General features: G+C 74.3%; 13 protein-coding genes. 11 read left to right on the top strand and 2 right to left on the bottom strand.

The features are described from left to right. Positions 1-9: 9 nt before the first annotated feature. From ACSNN7_RS04760 to ACSNN7_RS04735, 6 genes are all read left to right on the top strand, one after another. Positions 10-513 carry a SigE family RNA polymerase sigma factor gene (locus ACSNN7_RS04760; protein WP_436679410.1) on the top strand — a complete coding sequence of 168 codons (504 nt, stop codon included), beginning with the start codon at positions 10-12 and terminating at the stop codon, positions 511-513. Continuing rightward, complete coding sequence (locus ACSNN7_RS04755) at positions 510-1976, top strand: TolB family protein (protein WP_436679408.1); 1467 nt, start codon at positions 510-512, stop codon at positions 1974-1976. Before ACSNN7_RS04760 ends, ACSNN7_RS04755 begins: the two co-directional genes overlap by 4 nt. Positions 1977-2351: 375 nt before the next feature. Further along, positions 2352-3446: a glycoside hydrolase family 19 protein gene (locus tag ACSNN7_RS04750; protein WP_436679406.1), complete on the top strand. Its 1095-nt coding sequence runs from the start codon at positions 2352-2354 to the stop codon at positions 3444-3446. 442 nt (positions 3447-3888) lie between these two features. Next, on the top strand, positions 3889-4656 hold the full coding sequence (locus tag ACSNN7_RS04745) for an SGNH/GDSL hydrolase family protein (RefSeq protein WP_436679404.1): 768 nt from the start codon (positions 3889-3891) through the stop codon (positions 4654-4656). Between the two features lie 2 nt (positions 4657-4658). Beyond that, positions 4659-5105, top strand: coding sequence for an imidazolonepropionase-like domain-containing protein (locus ACSNN7_RS04740; protein WP_436679402.1), 447 nt, complete (start codon positions 4659-4661; stop codon positions 5103-5105). Positions 5106-5228: 123 nt separating this feature from the next. Then, positions 5229-6131: a sulfurtransferase gene (locus ACSNN7_RS04735; protein WP_436679400.1), complete on the top strand. Its 903-nt coding sequence runs from the start codon at positions 5229-5231 to the stop codon at positions 6129-6131. Positions 6132-6187: 56 nt separating this feature from the next. On the opposite strand, the gene ACSNN7_RS04730 is transcribed toward ACSNN7_RS04735, so the two are convergent. Further along, complete coding sequence (locus tag ACSNN7_RS04730; protein WP_436679399.1) at positions 6188-6772, bottom strand: TetR family transcriptional regulator; 585 nt, start codon at positions 6770-6772, stop codon at positions 6188-6190. 100 nt (positions 6773-6872) lie between these two features. Between ACSNN7_RS04730 and ACSNN7_RS04725 the strand changes: the two genes are divergently transcribed. Continuing rightward, positions 6873-8027 (top strand): FAD-dependent oxidoreductase, encoded by a 1155-nt coding sequence (locus ACSNN7_RS04725; protein ID WP_436679397.1) that lies wholly within the window; start codon positions 6873-6875, stop codon positions 8025-8027. Between the two features lie 9 nt (positions 8028-8036). Next, entirely contained in the window at positions 8037-8606 is a 570-nt protein-coding gene (locus ACSNN7_RS04720; protein ID WP_436679396.1) for a VanZ family protein, read from the top strand. Here ACSNN7_RS04720 and ACSNN7_RS04715 read toward each other — a convergent pair. Next, complete coding sequence (locus tag ACSNN7_RS04715) at positions 8497-9783, bottom strand: MFS transporter (RefSeq protein ID WP_436679395.1); 1287 nt, start codon at positions 9781-9783, stop codon at positions 8497-8499. The two genes, ACSNN7_RS04720 and ACSNN7_RS04715, sit on opposite strands and share 110 nt — an antisense overlap. Before the next feature lie 113 nt (positions 9784-9896). On the opposite strand from ACSNN7_RS04715, the gene ACSNN7_RS04710 reads away from it, so the two are divergent. From ACSNN7_RS04710 to ACSNN7_RS04700, 3 genes are all read left to right on the top strand, one after another. After that, positions 9897-11684: an HSP90 family protein gene (locus tag ACSNN7_RS04710; RefSeq protein WP_436679394.1), complete on the top strand. Its 1788-nt coding sequence runs from the start codon at positions 9897-9899 to the stop codon at positions 11682-11684. A gap of 7 nt (positions 11685-11691) precedes the next feature. Beyond that, positions 11692-14529 (top strand): hypothetical protein, encoded by a 2838-nt coding sequence (locus tag ACSNN7_RS04705; protein WP_436679393.1) that lies wholly within the window; start codon positions 11692-11694, stop codon positions 14527-14529. A gap of 100 nt (positions 14530-14629) precedes the next feature. After that, on the top strand, positions 14630-15245 hold a 616-nt coding region (locus ACSNN7_RS04700), incomplete at its 3' end, for a TetR/AcrR family transcriptional regulator (protein ID WP_436679391.1).

Genomic DNA, 15245 nt, shown 5'->3' with positions numbered 1-15245 from the left:
GGGGTGGGCATGACCGAGACGTTCCACGAGTTCGTGGTGCAGCGTTCGCCGGCCCTGTCCCGGACCGCCTACCTGCTCACCGGCGATCACCAGCTCGCCGAGGACCTGTTGCAGAGCGCCCTGGCCAGGACGTACCGGCACTGGCGGCGGATCCACGGCGGTGACCCGGAGGCGTATGTGCGACGGGTGATGTACCACCAGCAGGTCTCCTGGTGGCGACGCCGCCGACTGGCCGAGCGGCTGGAGTCGACACCCACCGACCGGCCGGCCGCCGATCACACCGACGCCACCGCGCTGCGGCTGAGCCTGGCGGCTGCGCTGCGCCAACTCAGCCCGCGCCAGCGGGCCGTCATCGTGCTGCGGTTCTACGAGGACCTTACCGAGGCCCAGGTCGCCGAGGTGCTCGGCTGCTCGGTCGGCACCGTCAAGCGGCACGGCCACGAAGCGGTGCGGCGACTACGGGCCATCGCCCCCGACCTGGTCGACCGGACAGCCGAGAGGGCCCCGCGATGAGCAACCGACTGCGCGAGGCCCTGCACACCGCCGCGACGGACGTCCCCGCGTACCCGGTGTACGAGCGCGCACTAGCCACCGCGCGACGCTCCCGCCGCCGGGGAGCGCTCGCGGCAGGAGCGGCACTGGTGCTGGTCGCGCTGGCCGGGCTGGTGCTGCCGTCGGGGCGTACCCCCGACGTCGATCAGGCGGCCAGCGCGGACGCCGCGCTGCCCGACCGGATCGCACTGCCCCCGATCGGTACGCTGCACGCCACCGACCGGCCGCGCCTCGGTCCCGCGTCGGTCCTCTTCAGCGGACAGGCGCCGCGCCTGCAGGGCTGGGACGAGGATGGAGTCGTCGGGATCGTCAGCGCCGACTCGGACCACTACCGGATCATGCCCGTCGGTTACGAGGCGCCGGCCGGCGAGAAGGTCCTGCTCTCGCCCGACGGCCGGTACGTGGCCAGGCCGGCCGGCTCCCAGGACGAGCCACGGATCGACATCGTCGACCTGGTTGCTGGCCGCACTCGGCGACTGCCCAGCATGGTCGCCGACAGCGTGTCGACCATTCCGCTGGCGTGGTCGCCGGATGGCGGGCATCTGGTGGTCCGCGACGACAAGCCAGTGGCTTTCACCGGCGCGACCTACACCTCCGTGCTGAGCATCGTCACCCTCGGCGGCGACCGGTGGACCCAGTTCGCTGACGGTGCTCAGGAAGCGCACTTCGGCTCTGCCGTTGCCTTCGCCCGGGACGGGACCCGACTGGCCTACCAGTACGGACGCACGGTGGCGGTCGCCGATCTCGACGGCCGGGAGATCTCATCCTTCGGGCTGCCCACCGAGTCCTGGCTCGGCGGCAAAGGCGCGTGGACGGAGGACGGGGCGCTGACGCTCGTCACCCGGCAGGGCGGTAGCACCACCTGGAGCCTGCGCCGGATCGATCCCCGCACCGGTCGGGACGCCGACCCGTTGCGCCTGCCCGGCGTGACCGGCGTGACCGCGATCCGGCTGCTCGGCTGGGCCCAGGACGGGTCGGCGGTGGTGGTGGCGTACCAGCCCGAACCACTGTCTCGGGACCGGTTCGACCAGCCCTTGGAGATGGATAAGCGCACGGCGTATCCCAACGTCCGCAGCGTGCGGGTGCTGGCGTTGTCGCCGGGGGCTGCCGCACCGCGCACCGTGATGACCGCGCCGGAGCAGGTGCTCGCCGTCGACGTGGCCGACGACGTGATCAGCGACGGGCGCATCCGTGACGCGAGGCCGCCGGGCGGGGTGGGAGGCCGGTTCTGGTTCTGGACCCTTCTCCTCACCGTCCTGGTGACCGGCGTCGCGGCGTACCGAGGTCGGGAGGGATTGTCTCGGTGGATCGATGACCGGCGGTTCCGCAGGGCGGAAGGCGACCGGCCACGGCCTGACCGAGCAGGTCCGCTTCCTCCCGGACGGCACGCTCGTCGCCCAGATCAACACCGCCACTCTGGGTGACGACGCCCCCGCCTACCGCCTCGTCCGATACGCCGCGAACGGCCGGGTGCTGAGCAGCCTGCAGATGCCGGCCGCCACCCCTTGGGGTCGCCTGCTCGGTTGATCCGGGGAACCAACGACGGCGGGCCACACCGACGGGGGGTGGCCCGCCGTCGTCGTGCCCGGCGAAATCGCCGACGGCGGGTTGTCTCCGGGTGGGGATCCGAAGCGGGCGATCGCGACCTCGGTGGCAGAGGAGGCGGGGGACCGACCTGCTGAAGGCGAAGAATTAATTACGGAACTTTGTTTACAGTAAGGGCTCGCCTGGGGTATATCCAAGGGACTCGATGCTGTACTTCCGTCGTGTCCACGACCTTGCCGAGAGGTGCCCCCACCATGTTCAAAAGACGCCTGATGGCGATCATCGCGACGGTCAGCCTGGCCGTCGCGGGTGCTGCCGCGGCGCTGCTGCCGACGACGCCATCGGCTGCGGCCGAAGCCTGCGCGGCGGCGTACAACAACAGTGCGGTCTACACCGCTTCCATGCGCGTCTCGCACCAGGGCCGGAACTGGACCGCGAAGTGGTGGACGCAGTACGAGACGCCCAGCACCGGCGGATCCGGAGTGTGGCAGGACAACGGTCCCTGCGGTGGAGGCGGTGGTGGCGCAGGCGGCGGCACCTGCAACTACCCGGACTGGGCGGCGGGCACCTTCTATCCGGCCGGCTCGATCGTGCGCTACACCAACGGCAACCACTACCGGGCAAAGCACGAGAATCCCGGGTACGACCCGGTCATCAGCACCTGGTACTGGGAGCCGTACACCTGCTCCGGCGGGGGCGGCACCACTCCGCCTCCGAGTGGCGGCACCAACGGGTTCCCGGTCAGCGAGGCGCAGTACAACCAGATGTTCCCGTTGCGCATCCCGTTCTACTCGTACGCCGGGTTGATCGACGCGGCCCGCAAGTATCCGGCGTTCACCGGCACCGGCGACGCCACCGCGCGTAAGCGTGAGGCGGCGGCGTTCCTGGCCAACATCGATCACGAGTCGGGCCAGCTGCGCTACGTCGAGGAGCAGAACCAGGCGAACTGGCCGCTGTACTGCGACCGATCCCAGCCGTACGGCTGCCCGGCAGGCCAGTCGGCCTACCACGGTCGGGGCCCGATCCAGTTGAGCTGGAACTTCAACTACAAGGCCGCCGGTGACGCGCTGGGGATCGACCTGCTGAACAACCCGGACCGGGTCAAGAACGAGTCGTCGGTGGCGTGGCAGACCGGCGTCTGGTACTGGATGACCCAGAACGGCCCGAACAGCCAGCCCGCGCACTCGGCGATCCTCGGCTCGCAGGGATTCGGCGGCACCATCCGCAGCATCAACGGCGCCCTGGAGTGCGACGGCCGCAACCCGGCCACCGTGCAGAACCGGGTCACCACCTACCAGCGGTTCGCGCAGATCCTGGGCGTGGACCCGGGCGGCAATCTGTACTGCTGACCTTCAGCGAGGGTGCGGCCCTGGGCCGTACCCTCGCTGTCGCGGACCGCCGGTAACCCTGCTGGCCTCCTGTCGTCCGCCCCAGCGCCCTGGCGCGCCGGAAACGCTCTGCCACAACGGGGGCTCGCCGCTGGACGATCGAGCGGGGTAACGATCAGGAGATCGCGGCCAGATCGAGTACGCCGACCACCCCGTCGACCTGGCCATCTACCTCTCCGGGCTCTACCACGAGGCGACCCACGACCTGTTCCGGCTGAATCCGCACGACGGCCCGACCCCGCGCGAGCTGTTCGCGCGGTTCGTCGGCTGGGGCCGTACCGCAGGTCCGTGGTCGAGCCGGATCGATGACCTTTGCCACGTTCGCCCCACGGGTGGCAGCGCCGGGAACCGACCCGGTGACAGACTGGTCGCCGCAGGCAACCAAGAGCGTGAGGGAGGCGGCGTGCGCTGGCGCAGCTTCGTCGCGGTGGGGGACAGCTTCACCGAGGGCATGGACGACGCGTACCCGGACGGCACCTACCGCGGGTGGGCGGACCTGGTGGCGACCCGGCTGGCCGCCGAGGCCGGTCCGGACTTCGGGTACGCCAACCTGGCGATCCGGGGCCGCCTCTTTCCCGGGGTGGTGGCCGAGCAGGTGCCCGCCGCGCTGGCGATGAAACCGGATCTGATCAGCTTCGCGGCCGGCGGCAACGACGTGCTGCGCCGCAACTTCGACCCGGACGCCCTGGTCACCCGCTTCGACGACGTGGTCCGGCAGCTCCGCTCCGGCGGCGCCGACGTGATCCTCTTCCGGTTCGCCGACGTGATGGCGCGGCTGCCCGGCCAGCGTCTGGTCGCTCCCCGGATCGAGCTGCTCAACCGGGCGGTCGGCGAGACCGCCGAGCGGCACGGCGCGATCATGGTCGACCTGTACGCCGACGACACCTTCCTCAACCCGATGCTGTGGAGCACCGACCGGCTGCACCTCTCGGCCGCCGGGCACCGGCGGGTCGCCGCCCAGGTGCTGACCGCGCTCGGCGTCGGCTGCGACGAGGAGTGGCTGCTGGTCCCCGAGCGGCCGGCCCCCACCCCCTGGCTGGCCGCCCGCGCCGCCGACCTGCGCTGGGCCGGCCGCCACCTGGCCCCGTGGATCAAGCGCCGGCTGACCGGCCGCTCCTCCGGCGACACGGTCACCGCCAAGCGCCCGCTGCTCGGGCCGATCGCCGACTGACCGTGCGGACCATCCACGCCGCGACGCTGTTCCGGCCGACCCTGGACGACGAGCCGGTGCCCGGTCGGGCGGTGCTGGTCGCCGGGAACCGGATCGAGGCGGTCGCGCCGCTGGACGAGCTGATTGAGGCGTACCCGCAGGTGCGGGTGCGGCGGTGGGCCGGCACCCTCGGGCCGGCGCTGGTGCACGACGGACCGCTGCCGCCCGCACCGAGCCCGCGCGAGCGGGTGCACGCGCTGTTCCGGCTCGGCGTCGCCGCGGTGCTCGCCGCGCACGTCACCGAGCCGGAGCTGCGGGCCGCCGCCGCCCGCAACGACGTCGCGGTGCTCGATCGGGTACGCCCGCCGGCGCTGGTTCCGGCCGGCCGCGCCGACCTGGCCGTCTTCGCCGACGACGGCCGCTGCCTCGCCACCGTGGTCGCCGGGCGGCTGGTGCACCGCCGCGCCTGACCGTCGCCCGGCCCACCGGGTGCGCGTCGATCCTCAGTGGTCGCCGTGCCGTCGGTCACGTCCGCGGCACCCGATTTCCGAGGGCCGGTCACCGTGCCCGAATTCGGGCGTACCTTGGGGATCATGCCTGTGCCGAGCGATCCGAATCCCCGCCTCCAGTCGTACGCCGATCCGCAGCGCCTGGTCACCACCGAGTGGCTGGCCGAGCACCTGGGCGACGAGGGCCTCGTCGTGGTCGAGTCCGACGAGGACGTGCTGCTCTACGACACCGGTCACCTCCCGGGTGCGGTCAAGGTCGACTGGCACACCGAGCTGAACGACCAGGTCACCCGGGACTACCTCGACGCCAAGAGCTTCGCCGAGATGTGCGCCGCCAAGGGCATCGGCCGGAACGACACGGTGGTCTTCTACGGCGACAACTTCAACTGGTGGGCCGCGTACGCGCTCTGGGTCTTCTCTCTCTTCGGCCACCCCGACGTGCGGCTGCTCGACGGCGGCCGGCAGAAGTGGATCGCCGAGGGGCGGGAGCTGACCCGGGAGAAGGTGACCCGCCCTCGCGCCGAGTACCCGGTGCCGCAGCGTGACGACACGCCGATCCGGGCGTACCGCGAGCAGGTGCTGGCGCACGTGGCCGCCGGCCGGCCGCTGGTGGACGTTCGTTCGCCCGGCGAGTACACCGGCGAGATGCTGCACATGCCGGACTACCCGCAGGAGGGCGCGCTGCGCGGCGGGCACATCCCGGGCGCGGTCAACAAGCCGTGGAAGTCGGCCGCCAACGAGGACGGCACCTTCAAGTCCGCCGACGAGCTGCGCGCGATCTACGCCGACCAGCTTGGGCTGAGCCCGTCGGACGACGTGGTGGCGTACTGCCGGATCGGTGAACGGTCCAGCCACACCTGGTTCGTGCTGCGGCACCTGCTCGGCTACCCGCAGGTGCGCAACTACGACGGCTCGTGGACCGAGTGGGGCAACCTGGTCCGGGCGCCCGTCGTGAAGGGCGACCAGCCGGGCGGCCTCGCCGGCTGATCCGTTCCGTGGCACCGACGGCCGTGGTCACCGCTGGGTGGCCACGGCCGCCGTCGTCACGGGGTACGCCCGTCCGGGGCCGTCCCGGTCAGGTAGCGCTGGAGGGTGGGGCCGACCCAGGCGACCAACTCGGCCGGCGTCGCGTCCACCATGGGCGGCAGGCCGACGATGTAGCGGGTGAAGGCCAGGCCGAGGGTCTGGCTGGCCACCAGACCGGCGCGCCGGGCGGTGGTCGCCGGGTCGGTGCCGAACCGCGCCACTGCCGCGGTGAGCTGGTCGGCGAAGATGTCGCGGATCCGCTGCGCGGCACCCGGGTTGGTGCTCGCCGCCCGGAGCAGGGCGGCGAGCGTCTCGTCGCCCTCCCAGCGGTTCAGGAAATGCCGGACCAGCACCTCGCCGAGCTGCCCGGTCGGCACGTCGGTCAGGTCGGGCAGCCGGAGGTCGAACTCGGCCGCCGCCGCGAACAACGCCTCCTTGTTGCCGTAGTAGCGCATCACCATCGACGGGTCGATCCGGGCGTCGGCGGCGATGGCGCGGATGGTGGCGCGCTCGTACCCGTCGGCGGCGAACCGTTCCCGGGCGGCGCGCAGGATCGCGGCGCGGGTGGCGTCCGAGCGGCGGGCGGGGGTGGCGGCGGTCATGTCTCCGACTCTATGCCAACAAGCGTTGACACGAAGTTTCGCCCCGGCCTAGCCTTGCCTACAAGCGTTGGCAAACAATTGTTGACATTGGAGGTGGGCCATGGTGCCCGAGCGCACCGACGTCCTGGTGGTGGGGGCCGGGCCGACCGGCCTCGCCGTCGCCGCCACCCTCGCCCGTCGCGGGGTCGACGTGACCGTGGTCGACCGCGCCGCGCAACCGCCGGTCACCTCCCGGGCCGCCGTCGTGCACGCGTACACCCTGGAGGTGCTGGACCGGATCGGCGCCGCCGCGCCGCTGGTGGCCCGGGGAGCGGCGTCGCGCCGGTTCACCGTCCGCAACCGCGACCGGGTGCTGTTCGGCATCGGCTTCGGCGACCTGCCGAGCCGCTACCCGTACGCGCTGCTGGTCTCCCAGGCGGTCACCGAGGCCGTGCTGACCGAACGGCTCACCGCGCTCGGTGCCCGGGTGCACCGGCCGTACGAGGTGAGCAGCCTCGACCGCGACGACGCCGGCGCAGTGGTCGGGTTCGCCGACGGCGCCCGCGTCCGCGCCCGGTGGGTGATCGGCGCGGACGGCATGCACAGCACCGTGCGCGAGCTGGCCGGGATCGGCTTCGGTGGACCGGACGACCGTGGCGAGTCGTTCGTCCTCGCCGACGTGCGGGTACGCAGCGCGCTGCCCCGCGACGAGATCGCGCTCTTCCTGGCCCGGTCGGGGCCGTTGGTCTGGGCGCCGCTGCCGGACGGGGTGGTCCGGGTGGTCGCTGCGGTCGCCCAGGCCCCCCGCGCGCCGGAGGCGGGGTACTTCCAGGCGCTGCTCGACGAGCGCGGGCCGGCCCGACGGCCGGACCGGGTGACGGACGTGCTCTGGAGTTCCCGGTTCCGGATCCATCATCGGGTCGCCGAGACCTACCGCGCCGGCCCGGTGCTGCTGGCGGGTGACGCCGCGCACGTGCACAGCCCGGCCGGCGGGCAGGGGATGAACCTCGGCATCTGCGACGCGGTCGCCCTCGGCGACACCCTCGCCGAGGTGGTCGCCGGGGGGCCCGACACCCTGCTCGACGACTACTCGGCCGCGCGCCGCCCACTCGCCGAGGAGGTCGCCGGCTTCGCCGAGCGGCTGACCCGGCTCGCCACCGTTCCGCCGGCCGTCCGACCGCTGCGCGACCTGCTGCTCCGGGCCGTCACCGCACCGCCGACCGTCCGTCGGCGGCTGGCGCTGCGCCTCTCCGGTTTGGCCCGGCGGCCGGGCTAGGCTGCACCGATGGGGCAGGTGTGGCGGGAGTGGGGCGACGTGCTGCTCGCCACGCTGGTCGCGGTGCCGGTGACGGTGCTGCTCGTCGCGCTGCTGGCCCGGGTCCGGGCCGCGCCGACCCGCCGGGAGGCGTGGCGGCGCAGCGCCGCCGAGGTGGGCCTGGTCGCCGGGACGCTGCCCTGGGTGTGGATGATCCTCACCCCGCGCGCCGCGCCCGGCGAGGTGAAGCTGGTGCCGCTGCGCGATCTCGCCGATCTCGTCGAGGCCGGCCCACCGGCCACCGTCGTGGTCCAGGTGGTCGGCAACCTGCTGGTCTTCGCCGCGCTGGGCTTCCTCGCCCCGGTACGCTCCGCCGCCCTGGCCGGCGTCGGCCGGCTCTTCCTGCTCGGGGCCGCCGGCTCGGTGCTGGTCGAGTCCGCCCAGTACGCGCTGGACCTCGGCCGGGTCACCTCCGTCGACGACGTGCTGCTCAACGCGACCGGGGCGGCCCTGGCCGGGCTGCTGTCCCGGCGGTGGTGGGCGGGGCGTGCTCCGGCTGCGGTACGGCCGGCCGCAGTGCCCGCCACGCCGCGAGCGTGACCAGCGCGAAGACCACCGCCGCCGCCCCGACCACCGGCCCCACCCCGTACGCGGCCCCGGCCAGCCCGGCGAGCGTCGCGCCGACCGGCGCGGTGAGCAGTGCGGCCATCCGCTGGGTGGCACCCACCCGACCGAGCAACGCGGTCGGCACCCGAGTCTGCCCGTACGCCGCCCAGAGGCTGTTCCACACCGTGCCGCCGGCCGCGAAGACGGCCAGCGTGAGTCCCGCCGCCACCGGGTGCCGGACCAGCGCGAACCCGGCCAGGGCGACGGTCTGGGTGGCGAGCACCGCACGCAGCGCGGCGGTGGTGCCCAGCCGGGCGGCCAGCCGGCCCGCACCGAGCGCCCCGGCCAGCCCGCCGAGCACCACCGCCGCCATGAACAGCCCGTACCCGGCCGGCGGGACGCGCAGCACGTCCAGCGTGTAGAGCACCAGCACCGCCATCAGCGCACTGATCGCCAGGTTCGTCCCCGCGGTGAGCAGGGTGATTCGCCACATTGTCGGCTCGCCCCGCAGCCACCGCACCCCGTCGGCGGCCTCCCGCCACACCGACCGCCTGGCGTTCCCGGGCGCGTGCCGGCTCTCCCGTCCGCCCGGAGCGGCGGCGGAGCGGGACAGGGCGAGGGTGAGCAGGGCGGCGAGGGCGAAGGTGACGGCGTCCACGGTCAGCGGGGCGGCCGGCGAGAGCGCGAAGAGGACACCGGCCAGCGGGGCACCGATCAGCCCGCCGGCCAGCGCGGTGCCGGCCTGGAGGCGCCCGTTGGCGGTGGGCAGGGCCGGCGCGGGCACCAGCGCGGGGAGCAGCGCGAACGAGGCGGCGTCGAAGAGCACGCCGAGCGCGGCGAGCAGGAACGCCGTCACCACCAGCGCCGGCACACCGGCTCCGTCCATCACCACCGCCCCGGCCAGCGCGGCGACCACCACCGCCCGCAGGCCGTCCACCAGCACCATCGTCCGGCGGCGGTCCCAGCGGTCCGCGTACACGCCGCCGAGCAGGCCGAGCAGCAGCGGCGGGAGCTGCCCGGCGACGGTCACCAGGGCCACCGCCCGGGGATCGCGGGTCAGCGACGCGGCCAGCAGGGCCAGCGCCGGCGTACGCAGGGCGTCGCCGAACCGGGAGCAGACGGCGGCGGACCAGAGCAGCCGGTAGTCGCGCCCGAGCGGGGTGTCGGTCATGCCGACGGACCCTGCCGCCTCCACCGGGTCGAGGGTCAACCCGGCCGGAAAGGGGTCGGACAGCGTCGGTGATCACCGGTACGGTGAGCGCCGAATCCGACCGGGGAGAGCGCGTGGACCGCACCTTCCAGGTCGACCTCCGTGGCGTGGTCGACCTGCTCAGTCATCACCTCTACGGCAGCCCACGCGTGTACGTCCGGGAACTGCTCCAGAACGCCGTCGACGCGATCACGGCCCGCCGGGCGACCGAGCCGGACGCCCCCGCCCGGGTCCGGATCGAGCCGCCCGAGCTGACCGGCGACGGCACCCTGCGGGTGCACGACACCGGGGTCGGCCTCACCGAGGGGCAGGTGCACGAGCTGCTGGCCACCATCGGCCGCAGCTCCAAGCGGGACGAGCTGGGCTTCTCCCGGCACGAGTTCCTCGGCCAGTTCGGCATCGGCCTGCTCTCCTGCTTCCTGGTCGCCGACGAGATCCGGGTGGTCACCCGGCACGCCGACCAGCCGACCGTGCTCTGGACGGGCTGGTCCGACGGCCGTTACGCGGTCCGCCTCGCCGAGCCCGAGCAGGCCCGGCCGGAGCCCGGCACCACCGTCACGCTGGTGCCGCGCCGCGACGCCGACCAGTGGTTCGGCGTGCCGACGGTGACCGAGCTCGCGCGCCTCTACGGCAGCCTGCTGCCGGTCGACGTCCGGGTCGGCGACACCCCGACCACCTCCGGTCCGCCGCCCTGGCCGACCACCCCGGGCGCCCCGCTGGACCGGGCGGCCCTGGTCCGCTACGCGCAGGAGACCCTCGGCTTCGTGCCGTTCGACGTGGTGCCGCTCGCGGTGCCGGAGGCCGGGCTGACCGGCGTGGCGTTCATCCTGCCCACCCCGGTGAACCCGGCGGCGCGCGCCGGGCACCGGGTCTACCTGAAGCGGATGCTGCTCACCGAGCACGCCGACGGGCTGCTGCCGGACTGGGCCTTCTTCGCGCACTGCGTGGTCGACGCCAGCGAGCTGCGGCCCACCGCCAGCCGCGAGGCGCTCTACGAGGACACCCTGCTCACCGGCACCCGGGACGCCCTCGGCGACCAGGTGCGCGGCTGGCTGGTCCGGCTGGCCAGGCACGACCCGCGCCGGCTCGCCGAGTTCCTCCAGGTGCACCACCTCGGGGTCAAGGCGCTCGCCCTGCACGACGACGAGATGCTCCGCCTGGTCGACCAGTGGTGGCCGATGGACACCAACGTCGGCACGCTCACCCTCGCCGAGTTCCGCCGGCGCCACGGCCTGATCCGGTACGCCGCCGGCCTCGACGAGTTCCGCCAGCTCGCCGCGGTCGCGGCGGCGCAGGACCTGGCCGTGGTCAACGGCGGCTACACGTACGACACCGAGCTGATCGAGCGGCTGCCCGCGGTGGACCGGTCGGTGCTCATCGAACGGCTGGAGCCCAGCGACCTGACCACCCGCTTCGAGGCGCTCGAACCGCACGTCGAGCTGGCGCTGCGGCCGTTCCTGACCGGCGCCCAGCGGGCCCTGGAACGGCTCGGTTGCGAGGTGGTCGTCCGGGCGTACGATCCGGTCTCGCTGCCGGCGCTCTACCTGGTCAGCCGCTCGGCGGCGTTCAACGACCAGCTCGCCGCCAGCCGGGAGAAGGCCGACGAGCTGTGGGGCGGCGTGCTGGACGCGCTGGCCGCCTCCGCCCCGCCGGACCGCCCGCAACTGGTGCTCAACCACCGCAACCCGCTGGTCCGCCGGGTCACCACGTTGACCGACCCGGAGCTGGTCGGGCTCGCCGTCGAGGCGCTCTACGGGCAGGCACTGCTGCTCGGGCACCACCCCATCCGCGCGGCCGACGCCGCCCTGCTGAACAGTTCCTTCCTCGGCCTGCTCGGCCGGGCCGTACCGGGACGGGAGTGAACCGACCGTGAGCGACGACGACCTGTGGCGGGTGCTGCACGAGGCCCACAACATGCCGTACGGGGCGGGGCAGACCGCCGCCCTGGAACAGCTGATCCGGCGCGCCGACGCCGGCGACGACCGGCATCTCGCCTTCGCCGCCCGGATGCAGGCCACCACCTCGTACGTCTACGGCGGTGAGCCGGCGAAGTCCTTCGTCACCTTCTCCTGGTGCCTGGCGGAGTTCGACCGGGACCCGCAGCCGTACCACCAGCGCTTCGCCCACCAGCTGCTCTGGCACTTCAAGTACATGATCAGCGCGATGCTGAAGTTCCCCGAGCTGCCGCTGGACCGCACCTACGCGGTGCTGGAGGACATGGAGCGGCGCTACCGGGACACCGGGCACTCGCTGCAGGCCGTGTACAAGCACCGCTACCTGGTGTCGTCGCACCTCGGGGCGCACGACGAGGCGGCCGAGTGGTACCGCCGGTGGATGACCACCCCCCGGGACGCACTCTCCGACTGCGCCGGCTGTGACCCGACCACGCAGGTGCACCACCTGTCCGAGGTGGGCCGGCACGACGAGGCGGTGGCGCTGGCCGAGCCGGTGCTCGCCGGCCGGCTCAGCTGCACCGAGCAGCCGCAGGCGATCCTCACCGCGCTGCTGCCGGCGTACCTGGGCACCGGGCGGGGGGAGGCCGCGCGGGACGCGCACCGGGAGGCGTACCGGCGGTTGCGGTCGAACCTCTCCGATCTCTGGGAGATCGCCGACCACGTCGAGTTCTGCACGGTGACCGGCAACGACGCCCGCGCCCTGGAACTCGTCGAGCGGCACCTGGACTGGCTGGACCGGGCACCCACCCCGGCCGCCGCGATGCATTTCGCGGCCACCGCCGCGGCGGCGCTGCGGCAGGTGCCGGGCGAGCTGACCGTGCACCGCCGGGCGTTCGGCGACCGACCGGCCGGGGAGGTGCCGGTGGCCGCGCTCGCCGCCGAGCTGACCGACACGGCCACCGCGCTGGCCGCCCGGTTCGACGCGCGCAACGGCACGGCGTACCAGTCGGAGGTGGTCGCGCGGCGGCTCGCCGCGCAGCCCGTCGGGGAGCACCTGCCGCTCTCGGCGAGCCTGCGTCGCCGCCCGGCCCGCACCCCGCAGCCCGCCCCGGCCGACGTGCCCGCGGCGGAGCCGGTGCAGGTGCCGGCCGGGGCGAGCGCCGAGGAGCTGCTGGCCCTCGCCGACGAGTGCTGGCGCACCCACCGCACCGACGACTGCGCCACCGTCCTGAAGGCGTACGACGAGCGCTTCGGTGCCGCGGAGCTGCCCGCGGCCACCGTGGCGCGGCGGCTGGAACTGCGCGCGGGTGAGCTGAACGACGACGGTGACCCGGCGGCCTCCGTCGAGGCCAACCGGATCGCGCTGGCCGCCTGGCGGGAGGTGCCCGACCCGGTGCGCGCGCAGGTGGTGGCGGGGCGTCTCGGCGCGCTGCTCTGCATGACCGACGAGGGTGCCGAGGAGGGCCTGGCCCTGGCCCGCGAGTCGGCGGAGCAGCTCGACCGGCACGGCGACCAGCGGGAGCGGGCCGCCGCCCACGACCGGCTGGCCCTGGCGTACGTGCACCGGCAGCGCTGGGCCGACGCGCTCGACGAGGTCGACCGGGCCGCCGCCGAGGCGGACGTCGACCCGTGGCTGGCGGCCCGGGTGGCGCTGCACCGCGCGCACATCCTGGAGGAGCTGGAACGCGGCGAGGAGGTGGGCGAGGCGGCCGAGCGGGCCCGCCGGCTCAGCCGCGAGGTGGGCTCGGCCGGCATGCTGGCCGCCGCCTGCCTGGCGTACGCCCGCTGGGCCGACGACCCCGCCGAGGCCGTCGCCGCCTGTGACGAGGCGCTGCGGGTGGCCCCGGCGGACGCCCGGCTCGCCGTCCGGGTGGCCCGGGGCCGGGCACTGCTCGCCGCAGACCGGGCCGGCGACGCCGTGGACGACCTGGCCGAGGCGGTGACCCTCTGCGTGGAGCAGGGCGCCCAGGGCGACGCGTTCCTGCGGTGGGAGCTGGCCAACGCCTACCGGGTGGCCGGCCGGATGAGCGAAGCCGCCGAGGTGGCGGAGGAGGCGGTGCTCGGGCTGGACCGGCTCGGTGCGCAGGCCGAGGCGGACCGGTGCCGGCACCTGCTGGCCGGCGTCTACGAGAGCCTGGGCGAGATCGATCCCGCGCTGGCGCTGCTGGAGCAGCTCGCGGAGAACCTGGACAGCCCGGACAACCTCCCGCACCGGGCGCAGGTGCTGGAGGAGGCCGGCGGGGTCCTCTACGACGCCGACCGGGACGCGGTGGCCGCGCAGCGGTTCGCCGCGGCGGCTTCGGCGTACCGGCTGGCCGAGCTGCCGCTGGACGAGCTGCGCGCCCGGCGGCGGCAGCTGCTGGCCCTCTTCTGGGCCGGTGACCTGCCGGCCGCCTCGGCGCTGGTCGACGTGGTGGACGTGGCCATGGCGGCGCTCACCGGGCTGCCCGAGGAGCCGCCCGTGGTGACGTACGAGCGGGCGCTGGCCGCCGAGGCGGTGGCCCGGGTGTTGACCGCCGAGGGCCGTACCGTCGCCGCGCTGGACCGCCTGGACGGGGTGGCGGGCCGGCTGCGGTCGATCGAGGCGTTCGGCGAGGCGGCACAGGTCGAACTCCTCACCGGCGACCTGCTGCTGCGCAGCGACCGGCCGGCCGACGCCGAGCGCCTGCTCCGCGAGGTGCTGGGTGGGCTGCCGTCCGACTCCCGGCCGGCGAGCCAGGCGGCCTGGCTGCTGGCCCGGGCCCTGGACGAGCTGGGCCGGTCGGCCGAGGCGGCGAAGCTGCGCGCCGAGCACGGCATCGAGGAGGACTGACGGGGGTCGCGCTCCCGCCGGGGGGCGCACGCGGGGCGGTGGACCGACCGACGGGTAACCGAGCCTCCACCACGGCCGGTGCGCGGTCTAGGCTTGCCCGGTGGCGGTGGAACAGCAGGCGCGGGGCGGGGCGAACGGCGCGACGGGCGCGGGTCGCCGGCGGTCCCGTCGGGACGAGATCCTGGAGATCGCGGTCGGCCTCTTCGCCGCACGCGGCTACCACGGCGTGTCGATGGACGACATCGGCGCCGCCGCGGGGGTGACCGGTCCGGCGCTCTACCACCACTTCGCCGGCAAGGAGGCGATGCTGGTCGCCGCGCTGATCCCGGTCAGCGAGGGGCTGCTCGACGGCGGCCGGGACCGGGCCGCCGGTCACCCGGACGACCCGCGCGGCGCGCTGGAGTCGCTGATCGACTTCCACGTCGACTTCGCGCTGGCCAACCCGGCGGTGATCGCGCTGCACCTGCACGAGCTGGATCGGCTCCCCGACGAGCCGCGCCGCAAGATCCGCCGGCTCCAGCGGCTCTACGTCGAGGAGTGGGTGACGGTGCTGACCGCGCTGCACCCGGGGCTGCCCGACGGTGAGGCGCGGGTGCTGGCCCACGCCGCGTTCGGCCTGATGAACTCCACCCCGTTCCTCGGCGGCGAGGTCGACCGCCGCCGCCGCGCGGAACTGCTCCGGGCCGCCACCCTCGCCGCCCTCCTCGCCCCCACCG

The sequence above is a fragment of the Micromonospora sp. URMC 105 genome, assembly GCF_051386295.1.
Lineage (GTDB): Bacteria > Actinomycetota > Actinomycetes > Mycobacteriales > Micromonosporaceae > Micromonospora.
This window is presented reverse-complemented; position numbering and strand designations above follow the sequence as displayed.

What these genes read in the sequence shown, in the direction of transcription:
- ACSNN7_RS04760 (WP_436679410.1), top strand. Translation starts at nt 10, where the DNA reads ATGACCGAGACGTTCCACGAGTTCGTGGTGCAGCGTTCGCCGGCCCTG.
- ACSNN7_RS04715 (WP_436679395.1), bottom strand. Translation starts at nt 9,783, where the DNA reads ATGACCGACACCCCGCTCGGGCGCGACTACCGGCTGCTCTGGTCCGCC.
- ACSNN7_RS04730 (WP_436679399.1), bottom strand. Translation starts at nt 6,772, where the DNA reads ATGACCGCCGCCACCCCCGCCCGCCGCTCGGACGCCACCCGCGCCGCG.
- ACSNN7_RS04755 (WP_436679408.1), top strand. Translation starts at nt 510, where the DNA reads ATGAGCAACCGACTGCGCGAGGCCCTGCACACCGCCGCGACGGACGTC.
- ACSNN7_RS04720 (WP_436679396.1), top strand. Translation starts at nt 8,037, where the DNA reads ATGGGGCAGGTGTGGCGGGAGTGGGGCGACGTGCTGCTCGCCACGCTG.
- ACSNN7_RS04725 (WP_436679397.1), top strand. Translation starts at nt 6,873, where the DNA reads ATGGTGCCCGAGCGCACCGACGTCCTGGTGGTGGGGGCCGGGCCGACC.
- ACSNN7_RS04750 (WP_436679406.1), top strand. Translation starts at nt 2,352, where the DNA reads ATGTTCAAAAGACGCCTGATGGCGATCATCGCGACGGTCAGCCTGGCC.
- ACSNN7_RS04735 (WP_436679400.1), top strand. Translation starts at nt 5,229, where the DNA reads ATGCCTGTGCCGAGCGATCCGAATCCCCGCCTCCAGTCGTACGCCGAT.